Raw genomic sequence first — 11360 nt, forward strand, 5'->3', positions numbered from 1 at the left:
CGAATGAACTGAAAAGCCGCTTCGACGCGGCTTTTTCTTTGCGTAGCGCCGTTTTCGTCATCCATTCTTCCTGTCCCGCCCGCCGACCGGCGCAATCGCGCCGGCCAATCGCGTTTCAGTGATCCGGCACACGCAGCGGATCGTCCGCCCTTGCTACGGTGTCCGCGTCAACGGGAGTCATCGAAATGAATTCGGACAGCAACAGCGGCCGCGCAGGCGAGGCGCGCGCGCAACTGCACTCGATCCAGATCCTGCGGGCCGTTGCGGCGCTGCTGGTGGCGTTCTGGCATTTCGCCGCCGCGATGCCGCTCTATCACCCTGCGCCCGCATGGATCAACACGCGCAATTTCGCGGCGATCGGCAATGCGGGCGTCGACCTGTTCTTCGTGATCAGCGGCTTCATCATCTTGCATACGCATCGCCGCGATGCGGCCGGATGGGCCGCGGCCGGCCGGTTCCTGAAGCGGCGGGTGCTGCGGATCTATCCGCTGTACTGGATGTGGACCACCGTGCTCGTGGCGATGTGGAGCGCGCATCTCGTGCTGAAGAGTCATCACGCGACGCTCCATTACCTGATCTGCTCGTACCTGTTGTGGCCGGCGGCGAATCAGGACGGTATCTGGCGGCCGTTTCTGGAGCAGGGCTGGACGCTCGGCTACGAGATCTACTTTTATCTCGCATTCGCCATGGCGATCGCGCTCGGCTTGCGCCGCCTGCTGCTGCCGTTTCTCGCGGCCACCTTCCTGACGGTCGGCGTGGCCTGCCACCTGCTCGGTGCGCCGACGTCGGTCACGATGCTGACCGGCGCGCAACTGATCGGCGAATTCCTGCTCGGTATCGTCGCGGCGATGGCGTATGCGGTCGTGCGCGATCGCTGGACGCCCGCCGCGATGCTGGCCGCCGGCCGGATGCTGGTCGTCGCGGGTGTGCTCGGGCTGCTCGGCGCGGCGCTGGCCGGCGCGGACGGTGTCGGCAATCCGCCGATGGAGCTGTTCGTGGGTCATGCGCCGCGTGCGCTCGTCTACGGCGGTCCGGCGTTCCTGCTGGTGCTGGGCGCGGTGCTGATCGACCACGTGCGACCGGTCGCGGACAGCGCGCTGGTGTTGCTGGGCAACGCGTCGTATTCGATCTACCTGACGCACAACTTCGTCGTGGCGGCCGTCGCGACGGCGCTCAAGTACGGCGTGGGGCAGCAGGTCGGTGCGGACTGGATCGTCGCGGGCGGCCTCGCGCTCGTCGTCGTGGTTGGGGCAGGTGCGTATCGGCTGATCGAGCAGCCGGTACTCGGCGTGCTCGCGAGGACGTTCGCAACCGACCGGGCGCGTGCGCAATCGGCGGCGCCGGCGAAGGCGTAGCGCGATGTGCATGCGCTGGCGTTGACGTCGGGATCGGCGCGAGTGCGAGTGCCGGCACGGGCCGGCGATCGCGATACGAGTGACGATGGCGACGCGTTGGTTGCGCTTCGGCGCGCACTGCAAGCGCGCATGAAAAAGGCCGCTCCAGGGAGCGGCCTTCGCGTGGGCGATCGTCGCCGACGTTACTGGATTTTCGCCTGCTGGCGCAGGCCTTCCTCGAACGCCTGCAGCTTCTGCTGCACGAGCTGCTGCGCGATCTGCGCCTTCACCTGGTCGAACGGCGGCGGGGCGATGTCGCGGACGTCGTCGACACGGATGATGTGCCAGCCGAACTGCGTCTTCACCGGCGCGTCGGTCATCTGGCCTTTCTGCAGCTTCTGCGCCGCGGCCGCGAACTCCGGCACGTACGCCTTCGGGTCGGACCAGTCGAGGTCGCCGCCGTTCTTGCCCGAGCCCGGATCCTTCGAGTATTGCTTCGCCAGGTCCTCGAACTTCGCGCCGCCCTTGATCTTCGCGATCAGGTCCTTCGCCTGCTGCTCGCTGTCGACGAGGATGTGGTGCAGGTGATACTCGCGATTGCCGCCGGCACCCTTCACGAGGTCGTCATAACGCGCCTTCACTTCCGCGTCGGTCGGCTGGTTCTTCTTCAGGAAGCTCTCGATCATCGAGCGCAGCACGACCGTCTGCTGCGCGACGGCGACCTGCGCCTTCACGTCCGGGCGGTTCGGGATGCCTTCGCGGATCGCTTCCTGCATCAGGATTTCGCGGTTCACGAGTTCCTGGCGCACGGCCTGCTGCAGTTGCGGGCTGTCGGTCTGGCCTTGCTGGACGAGTTGCGCGACCATCGCATCGGCGCGCGACTTCGGAATCGGCGTGCCGTTGACGACGGCGATGTTCTGGGCGAATGCCGGTGCCGCTGCAAAAGCAGCCGCCGCGACCCACAGGCGGGGGGATTTCAGGATCATCGGGAATTCCTGTTGAGACTAGATTGAAGATTCGTTGAATTCTTCGGGCGTGTAAGCCACGATCGCGAGCGCGTGAATGCCGCGCTGCATCGCATCAGCGAGCGCATCATACACCAGCCGGTGCCGCGCGACGCGCGGCTTGCCCGCGAACGCGGCCGACACGATCGTGACCGTGAAGTGGCCGCCGGCAGCGGCGCCGGCGTGACCCGCGTGCTGCGCGCTGTCGTCGCGCACCGCGAGCGACAGCGGCGCGAGCGCGGCGGTCAGGCGCGCTTCGATCAGCGCGATGCGTTCGTCGGGCGAGGCGTCGAGGAAAGCGTCGGTCATGTCATTCGTCCTTCAGGTACTTCGTGAGCCACAGGCTCTGCAGGATGATGAACACGACCATCGCGCCCGTCGTGCCGAACAGCTTGAAGTTCACCCACTGCGATTCGGTGTAGTTGTGCACCACGTACAGGTTCGCGACGCCGAGCACCGCAAAGAACAGCGCCCATGCGACGTTCAGCTTGTCCCACACGGGGTGCGGCAGCGTCAGCTGCTTGCCCATCATCTTCTCGATCAGGTTGTTGCCGAACGCATAGCGCGCGGCGAGCAGCCCGATCGCAAACAGCCAGTACAGCACAGTCGGTTTCCATTGAATGAATTTCTCGTCATGCAGGACGAGGGTAGCGCCGCCGAACACGACGATCACGCCGAGACTGACCCACAGCATCGTGTCGACCTTCCGGTGCCGGAAGGCGACCCACGCGACCTGGGCCAGCGTCGCGACGATCGCGACGGCGGTGGCGGTGAAGATGCCCCAGACCTTGAAGGCGGCGAAAAACAGGATGATCGGAAACAGATCGAACAGGAATTTCATGGCGCTCGCAGCTGCGTGAAAGGCCGCATCGCGCGGCCTTTCACCGTTGTGGGGACCCGCCGGGCGCCACCGTCCGGGATCGGGGCAGCCGGGCAGGCTGTCCGACCGATCCGTCCGGTGCCGCTCATTCGTTTTCGGGTCGGGACTCGAAGTTTAACGCAGCCGAATTGATGCAGTAGCGCAAACCGGTCTTGTCGCGCGGGCCGTCCTCGAACACATGGCCGAGATGCGCGCCGCAATGGTTGCAGCGGACCTCGACGCGCACCATTCCGTGCGAGCGGTCGATCTTCTCGTCGATCACCTCGCCGTTGAGCGGCTTGAAGTAGCTGGGCCAGCCGCAGCCCGAATGGAACTTGGCGCCGGATTCGAACAGCGGCGTGCTGCAGACGACGCACTTGTAGATGCCGGCGTCCTCGGTGTCGGTGTATTCGCCGGTGAAGGCGCGCTCGGTCGCCGCATGCTGCGTGACCTCGTACTGCATCGGCGTGAGCCGGCGGCGCAGTTCGGCGTCGTCCTTCTGGTACGGGAAGGTCTTGTCGTCGGAATCGTGTGACATGTGGGAGTTCTCCTGATCGGTCGGTCGGGTCGGTCGGGTCACGACGAGCAGCTCACTTCGAGCGACCCGGCCCAGTCGGGCGGCAATGCCGCATAAGCTTCATGTTCCGGTTGTTCGTCGAACGGGCGGCGCAGCACCTGCGCGAGTCGTTCGACTTCGGAAAAATCCTTTTCCTTCGCGCGCCGGATCGCGACTTCGGCCAGATGGTTGCGCAGCACGTATTTCGGGTTCACGCGATTCATCGCGGCCGCGCGGGCCGCGTCGTCGCGCGTTTCCTCGGACAGCCGCGCGCGGTAGAGGTTCGCCCATGCGTCGAACGCGTCGCGATCGATGAACAGGTCGCGCACCGGCGCGTCGCGGCTCGCGTCGTGCTTCGAGATCTGCGCGAGCCGGCGGAACGTCAGCGTGAAGTCCGCATGGCTCGCGTGCATCGTTTCGAGCAGCTTGTTCGCGAGCTCGGCGTCGTTCTCGCGTTCGAGCTCGAGGCCGAGCTTCGCGCGCATCGCGCGCTCGAGAGCCGGGCCGAAGCGTTCCGGAAACTTCGCGAGCACGGCCTGCGCGTCGTCGACCGCGCGCTCGGCGCGCGCATCGTCGTCGGCGATGCCGTGCTGCAGCCCGATCAGCGGCAGCAGCGCCTGCGCGAGGCAGTAGCAGTTCCAGTGCGCGATGCGCGGCTGCATCCGGTACGCGTAGCGGCCGCTCGTGTCGGAGTGGTTGCAGATGTGGTTCGCGTCGAACGCGTCGACGAAGCCGAACGGGCCGTAGTCGATCGTCACGCCGAGGATCGACATGTTGTCGGTGTTCATCACGCCGTGGCAGAAGCCGACGGCCTGCCACTGCGCGACGAGGTCGGCCGTGCGCAGCGTCGCGGCTTCGAGCAGCGCGAGGTACGGATCGTCGGCGTCGCGGCATGCGGGATAGAAGCGCTCGATCACGTGATCGGCGAGCTGGCGCAGCAGGTCCGGGCGATCGTTCGAGAAGAAGTGCTCGAAGTGGCCGAAGCGCACGAAGCTCTCCGACACGCGCGTGACGACGGCCGACGTCTCGATCTCCTCGCGCACCACCGGCTGGTCGGAGCCGATCACCGTGAGCGCGCGGGTGGTCGGAATGCCGAGGTGATGCATCGCTTCCGAGCACAGGAATTCGCGGATCGACGAACGCAGCACCGCGCGGCCGTCGCCCATCCGCGAATACGGCGTGCGGCCGCCGCCCTTGATCTGCAGTTCGTAGCGCTGGCCGTCGCTGCCGGCGAGTTCGCCGATCGTCAGCGCGCGGCCGTCGCCGAGCTGGCCGGCCCATACGCCGAACTGGTGGCCGGAATACACCGACGCGTACGGCATCGCGCTCGCGGGCCAGTCGCGCGTCGGGTTGCCGGCGAACAGCTCGGCGAATCCGGGTTGGGCGGCGAGCGACGCCGGCAAGCCGAGCAGGCGCGCGACTTCGTCGGAAAAGCCGACGACGTACGGCGCGGGCAGGGGTGCTGCCGGCAGCCGCGTATGAAACGCGTCGCCGAGTGCGACGAACGCGCCGACGGCCGGCGCGCCGAGCGTGGCGGCGAGGTCGGGGAGAGTGTCAGCCGTAGCGGCTGCGCTTCGGGAAAACGACATGTTGAGCGCCTCTGGGTAAGCCGATATTGTAAGGCGGCGCCGCGCCGCCCGCATGGCGGCCCGCGCGCCTTGCGCCAGGCCGGTCCGGGCCGTGGACGGGTTGCAGGCTGGCGCATCGCTTCGAGGCTGGTCACCGATTCGCGTCCTTCCGGGAGAACAAGACGATGGGTAAGCCGTTGCTGGGCCAGATGATGGACATGCCGTTGCTGGTGTCGTCGCTGATCGCGCATGCCGCGCGTTATGCGGGCGATACGGAGATCGTGTCGAGGCGCGTGGAAGGCGACCTGCATCGCTACACGTACCGCGACTGCGAGCAGCGCGCGAAGCGCCTCGCGCAGGCGCTCGCACGGCTCGGCGTCGAAGCGGGCGAGCGCGTCGGCACGCTGGCCTGGAACGGCTACCGGCATCTGGAGGCGTACTACGGAATCGGCGGGATGGGCGCCGTGTGCCACACGATCAACCCGCGGCTCTTTCCCGAGCAGATCGCCTACATCGTCAATCACGCGGAAGACCGCTACGTCTTCTTCGACATCAATTTCGCGCCGCTCGTCGACGCGATCGCGCCGCAGTGCCCGAACGTGAAGGGCTGGATCGCGATGACGGATGCCGCGCACCTGCCGTCCGGCGCGACGCCGTACCTGTGCTACGAAACGCTCGTCGACGCCGAGGACGGCCGCTACGACTGGCCGCGCCTCGACGAACTGCAGGCGTCCGGCCTGTGCTACACGTCGGGCACGACCGGCAATCCGAAGGGCGTGCTGTATTCACATCGCTCGACGGTGCTGCACGCCTACGGCGCCGCGCTGCCCGACGCGATGAACCTGTCGGCGCTGGACGCGGTGCTGCCCGTCGTGCCGATGTTCCATGTGAACGCGTGGGGGCTGCCGTACGCGGTGCCGCTCACCGGCGGCAAGCTGGTGCTGCCCGGCAAGGACCTCGACGGCAAGTCGCTGTACGAACTGATGGAGGCCGAACGCGTGACGTTCTCCGCGGGCGTGCCGACCGTGTGGCTCGGGCTGCTGAACTACATGCGCGAGGCCGGCGTGCGCTTCTCGACGCTGAACCGCACGGTGATCGGCGGTTCGGCGTGCCCGCCCGCGATGCTGCGCACGTTCGAGGACGAATACGGCGTGCGCGTGATCCACGCGTGGGGAATGACCGAGCTGTCGCCGCTCGGCACGCTCGCGAAGCTCAACTGGGCGCAGTCGCAGCGGCCGCTCGACGTGCAGCGCCGGTTGCTGGAGAAGCAGGGGCGCGTGATCTGCGGTGTCGACATGCGGATCGTCGGCGACGACGGCCGCGAACTGCCGTGGGACGGCGTCGCGTTCGGCGAGCTGCAGGTGCGCGGGCCCTGGGTGATCGATCACTACTTCAAGGGCGATACGTCGCCGCTATCGGACGGCTGGTTCCCGACCGGCGACGTCGCGACGATCGACCCAGACGGCTTCCTGCAGATCACCGACCGCAGCAAGGACGTGATCAAGTCCGGCGGCGAGTGGATCAGCTCGATCGACATCGAGAACGTCGCGATCGCGCACCCGGGCGTCGCCGAAGCCGCGTGCATCGCGTGCGCGCACCCGAAATGGACCGAGCGTCCGCTGCTCGTCGTGGTGCCGCGGGAGGGGGCGAACCTGACCCGCGACGCGCTGCTCGCGTTCTACGAAGGCAAGGTCGCGAAGTGGTGGGTGCCCGACGACGTCGTGTTCGTCGAATCGCTGCCGCACACCGCGACCGGCAAGCTGCAGAAGCTGAAGCTGCGCGAGACGTTCCGCGACTACGTGCTGCCGACGGCGCGCTGCGCACCGTAAGCCGCGGCCGCCGACGGCCCGCCGCGCGGTCGCCCGATCCGGCCCCCGGATCGGGAACAAATTCAAATTGAACGACCGTGCTTTTGCGTTGTATGCTGCCTCCGTTCGATCCGGACATGCGGCCGTTCGACCGCGCACAATGAAGCGCAGCCACCCCGGCGCGCGATGCATGGAGGCAGGCAGATGGCAGTGGATTACTCGACTCGCGGCGGCGTGGCCGTCATCACGCTCAACAATCCGCCCGTCAACGGGCTCGGCCTGTCGACGCGCCAGGGCGTCATGGACGCGCTCGATCGTGCCGCGCAGGATCCGTCGGTCACGGCGATCGTGCTGACCGGCGCGGGCCGCGCATTCTCGGGCGGCGCCGACATCACCGAATTCAATACCCCGAAGGCCCTGCAGGAGCCGACGCTGCACACCGTGATCCGCGCGGTGGAGGCGAGCGCGAAGCCGGTCGTCGCGGCGCTGCACAGCGTCGTGATGGGCGGCGGCCTGGAGCTCGCGCTCGGCGCGCACTATCGCGTCGCGGCGCCCGGTGCGCAGGTCGCGCTGCCCGAAGTGAAGCTCGGCCTGTTGCCGGGCGCGGGCGGCACGCAGCGCCTGCCGCGTGCGGTGGGCCTCGAAACCGCGCTGAACATGATCGTGTCGGGCGCGCCGGTGCCGTCGGAGCAGCTCGCGAACAGCGGGCTGTTCGACGCGATGGCCGACGGCGACCTGCTCGATGCGGCCGTCGCGTTCGCGCGCAAGGTCGGCGCGCAGCAGGGGCCGCATCCGCGCGTGCGCGATCGCAAGATCGTCCACGAGAATGCCGCGGGCTTCATCCAGTTCGCGCGCAATTCCGCGCGGGCCGCCGCGCCGAATTTCCCCGCGCCGCACAAGTGCATCGACGCGATCGAGGCCGGCGTGCTGAACGGCTTCGACAAGGGCAGCGTCGCCGAACGCGAGGGTTTCGTCGCGCTGATGATGACGCCGGAAAGCCGCGCGCTGCGGCACGCGTTCTTCGGCGAGCGCGCGGCGAGCAAGATTCCCGACGTGCCGGCCGATACGCCGGTGCGCGAGATCCGCCGCGTCGGCGTGATCGGCGCGGGCACGATGGGCGGCGGGATCGCGATGAACTTCGTCAACGCGGGCCTGCCCGTCACGCTGCTCGAGACGAAGCAGGACGCGCTCGACCGCGGCCTCGCCACGATCCGCAAGAACTACGACGCACAGGTGAAGAAGGGCAAGCTCACGCAGCAGAAGCTCGACGCGCGCATGGCGCTGATCACGCCGACGCTGTCCTACGACGACCTGAAGGACGCGGACCTGATCGTCGAGGCCGTGTTCGAGGAGCTCGGCGTGAAGGAGCAGGTGTTCGGCCGGCTCGACACGGTGGCGAAGCCCGGTGCGATCCTCGCGTCGAACACGTCGACGCTCGATGTCGACAAGATCGCCGCGTTCACGAAGCGTCCGCAGGACGTGGTCGGCATGCACTTCTTCAGCCCGGCCAACGTGATGAAGCTGCTCGAGGTCGTGCGCGGCGCGCAGACCGCGAAGGACGTGCTCGCGACCGTGATGGCGGTCGCGAAGAAGATCCGCAAGACGGCGGTGGTGTCGGGCGTGTGCGACGGCTTCATCGGCAACCGGATGATCGAGCAGTACATCCGCCAGGCGCTCTTCATGCTCGAGGAAGGCGCGCTGCCCGCGCAGGTCGATCGCGCGATCGAGAAGTTCGGTTTCGCGATGGGCCCGTTCCGGATGAGCGACCTCGCCGGCAACGACATCGGCTGGGCGATCCGCAAGCGCCGCTACGTCGAGAAACCCGATCTGCACTACTCGAAGATCGCCGACCGCCTGTGCGAGCAGGGCCGTTTCGGCCAGAAGACGGGCGGCGGCTGGTACGACTACGTGCCGGGCGAGCGCAAGGCGAAGCCGTCGGCGCTCGTCGACGAGATGGTTGTCGCGTATTCGAAGGAGCGCGGCGTCGAGCGGCGCAAGATCGGCGACGACGAGATCGTCGAGCGGCTCGTGTTCGCGCTCGTCAACGAAGGCGCGAAGATCCTCGAGGAGAAGATCGCGTCGAAGGCATCCGACATCGACATGGTCTACCTGACCGGTTACGGGTTCCCGCTGTGGCGGGGCGGCCCGATGCTGTATGCGGACATGGTCGGCCTCTACAACGTCGAGCGCGCGATTCGCCGCTATGCGGCCGCACCGAACGGCGACGCGTGGCAGCTCGCGCCGTCGATCGTCGAGCTCGCCAGGGCCGGGCGCGGGTTCAACGGCTGACGGCCCGCGTGACCGCGCGGCCAGGCTTGCAAGGAGAAATGCAATGAAACGCACTGACGACGTGTTGCTCGTGATCGACGTGCAGTACGACTTCATGCCGGGCGGCGCACTCGCGGTGCCGGATGGCGACGCGGTCGTGCCGGTGATCAACGCGCTCGCGCAACGTTTCGACCAGGTCGTGCTGACGCAGGACTGGCACCCGCGCGAACACGTGTCGTTCGCGGCGAACCACCCGGGACGCGAGCCGTTCTCGACGCTCGCGCTGCCGTACGGCGAGCAGGTGCTGTGGCCCGTGCACTGCGTGCAGGACACCGATGGCGCGGCGCTGCATCGCGACCTCGACATTCCGCACGCGCGGCTCGTGATCCGCAAGGGCGGCGACGCCCAGGTCGACAGCTATTCCGCGTTCGTCGAAGCCGATCGCACGACGCGCACGGGGCTCGCCGGCTATCTGCGCGAGCTCGGCGCGAAGCGCGTGTGGTGCTGCGGGCTCGCGACCGACTATTGCGTCGCGTGGTCCGCGCTCGATGCGCGCGCGGCCGGCTTCGAGGCGGCCGTGATCAACGACGCATGCCGTGCGATCGACCTGAACGGGTCGCTCGCGCACGCATGGCAACAGATGCAGGCGGCGGGCGTCGCACATGTGACGTCCGCGGGCGCGCGCCCGACGGCGTAGCGCATTCCTATCCGACGCAGAACATCAAGCAGGACCGAAGGAGACTCGCATGACCGAAGCCGTAATCGTATCGACCGCACGCACGCCGCTCGCGAAATCGTGGCGCGGCGCATTCAACATGACGCACGGCGCGACGCTCGGCGGCCATGTGGTCGCGGCCGCGCTCGAACGCGCGAAGCTGGACCCCGCGCGCATCGAGGACGTGATCATGGGCTGCGCGAACCCCGAAGGCGCGACCGGCGCGAACATCGCGCGGCAGATCGCGCTGCGCGCCGGGCTGCCGGTGAGCGTGCCGGGGATGACGGTGAACCGTTTCTGCTCGTCCGGGCTGCAGACCATCGCGCTCGCCGCACAGCGGATCATCGCGGGCGAGGGCGACGTGTATGTCGCGGGCGGCGTCGAATCGATCTCGTGCGTGCAGAACGAGATGAACCGGCACATGATCCAGGAGGGCTGGCTCGTCGAGCACAAGCCGGAGATCTACTGGAACATGCTCCAGACGGCCGAGAACGTCGCAAAGCGCTACGGGATCGCGAAGGAGCGGCAGGACGAGTACGGCGTGCGCTCGCAACTGCGCGCCGCGGCCGCGCAGGAAGCCGGGCGCTTCAACGATGAGATCGTGCCGATCACCGTGCGGGCCGGTATCGCCGACAAGGCGACGGGCCGGCTGTTCACGCAGGACGTGACGGTGTCGGCCGACGAGGGCATCCGGCCGGACACGACGCTCGAGGGCGTCGCGAAGATCCGTTCGGCCGTGCCGGGCGGCGTGATCACCGCGGGCAACGCGAGCCAGTTCTCGGACGGCGCGTCGGCGTGCGTGGTGATGAACGCGGATGTCGCGCAGCGCGAAGGGCTGCAGCCGCTCGGCGTGTTCCGCGGTTTCGCGGTCGCCGGTTGCGAGCCGGACGAGATGGGCATCGGCCCGGTGTTCGCCGTGCCGAAGCTGCTGAAGCAGGCGGGGCTGAAGGTCGACGACATCGGCCTGTGGGAGCTCAACGAAGCGTTCGCGGTGCAAGTGCTGTACTGCCGCGACACGCTCGGGATTCCTGACGACCGCCTGAACGTGAACGGCGGCGCGATCGCGGTCGGCCATCCGTACGGCGTATCGGGTGCGCGCCTGACCGGCCATGCGCTGATCGAAGGCAAGCGGCGCGGCGTGAAATACGTGGTCGTCACGATGTGCATCGGCGGCGGGCAGGGGGCTGCCGGCCTGTTCGAAATCGTCTGATATTTGTGCGCAGGAGGGGCGGCCGCGGCTTTCGGGGG

Annotated in this window: 10 protein-coding genes; 5 read left to right on the forward strand and 5 right to left on the reverse strand. The window is 67.8% G+C overall.

Annotated elements, in window-relative coordinates:
• Positions 1-185 precede the first annotated feature (185 nt).
• Complete coding sequence (locus DID99_RS07635) at positions 186-1355, forward strand: acyltransferase (protein ID WP_124666449.1); 1170 nt, start codon at positions 186-188, stop codon at positions 1353-1355.
• Positions 1356-1537: 182 nt separating this feature from the next.
• Here DID99_RS07635 and DID99_RS07640 read toward each other — a convergent pair whose 3' ends face one another.
• The 5 genes from DID99_RS07640 to DID99_RS07660 all read right to left on the reverse strand — a co-directional run bounded on the left by DID99_RS07640 (position 1538) and on the right by DID99_RS07660 (position 5342).
• Positions 1538-2320 carry a peptidylprolyl isomerase gene (locus tag DID99_RS07640; protein WP_044843666.1) on the reverse strand — a complete coding sequence of 261 codons (783 nt, stop codon included), beginning with the start codon at positions 2318-2320 and terminating at the stop codon, positions 1538-1540.
• A gap of 18 nt (positions 2321-2338) precedes the next feature.
• The gene (locus tag DID99_RS07645) at positions 2339-2647 is read right to left on the reverse strand and encodes a BolA family transcriptional regulator (protein WP_124486242.1); all 309 of its coding nucleotides are present in this window, start codon (positions 2645-2647) and stop codon (positions 2339-2341) included.
• A 1-nt stretch (position 2648) separates the two neighbouring features.
• The gene (locus tag DID99_RS07650) at positions 2649-3179 is read right to left on the reverse strand and encodes a septation protein A (protein ID WP_006753406.1); all 531 of its coding nucleotides are present in this window, start codon (positions 3177-3179) and stop codon (positions 2649-2651) included.
• Positions 3180-3303: 124 nt separating this feature from the next.
• Positions 3304-3735 carry a peptide-methionine (R)-S-oxide reductase MsrB gene (gene msrB, locus DID99_RS07655; protein ID WP_059529717.1) on the reverse strand — a complete coding sequence of 144 codons (432 nt, stop codon included), beginning with the start codon at positions 3733-3735 and terminating at the stop codon, positions 3304-3306.
• Between the two features lie 38 nt (positions 3736-3773).
• A complete protein-coding gene (locus tag DID99_RS07660) occupies positions 3774-5342 on the reverse strand; it encodes a YdiU family protein (protein WP_124520078.1) in 1569 nt (522 codons plus the stop codon).
• Between the two features lie 164 nt (positions 5343-5506).
• Here DID99_RS07660 and DID99_RS07665 point away from each other — a divergent pair, with 164 nt between their 5' ends.
• The 4 genes from DID99_RS07665 to DID99_RS07680 all read left to right on the forward strand — a co-directional run bounded on the left by DID99_RS07665 (position 5507) and on the right by DID99_RS07680 (position 11322).
• Positions 5507-7150, forward strand: a complete 1644-nt coding sequence (locus tag DID99_RS07665) for a 3-(methylthio)propionyl-CoA ligase (RefSeq protein ID WP_124570156.1) — start codon at positions 5507-5509, stop codon at positions 7148-7150.
• A gap of 183 nt (positions 7151-7333) precedes the next feature.
• Positions 7334-9418 (forward strand): 3-hydroxyacyl-CoA dehydrogenase NAD-binding domain-containing protein, encoded by a 2085-nt coding sequence (locus DID99_RS07670; RefSeq protein ID WP_124666450.1) that lies wholly within the window; start codon positions 7334-7336, stop codon positions 9416-9418.
• 43 nt (positions 9419-9461) lie between these two features.
• On the forward strand, positions 9462-10094 hold the full coding sequence (pncA, locus tag DID99_RS07675; RefSeq protein WP_124666451.1) for a bifunctional nicotinamidase/pyrazinamidase: 633 nt from the start codon (positions 9462-9464) through the stop codon (positions 10092-10094).
• Positions 10095-10143: 49 nt separating this feature from the next.
• The gene (locus DID99_RS07680; protein ID WP_124570154.1) at positions 10144-11322 is read left to right on the forward strand and encodes an acetyl-CoA C-acyltransferase; all 1179 of its coding nucleotides are present in this window, start codon (positions 10144-10146) and stop codon (positions 11320-11322) included.
• The last annotated feature ends 38 nt before the right edge of the window (positions 11323-11360 follow it).

It is taken from the genome of Burkholderia sp. Bp8986 (genome assembly GCF_003854225.1).
In the GTDB taxonomy this organism is placed as follows: Bacteria; Pseudomonadota; Gammaproteobacteria; order Burkholderiales; family Burkholderiaceae; genus Burkholderia.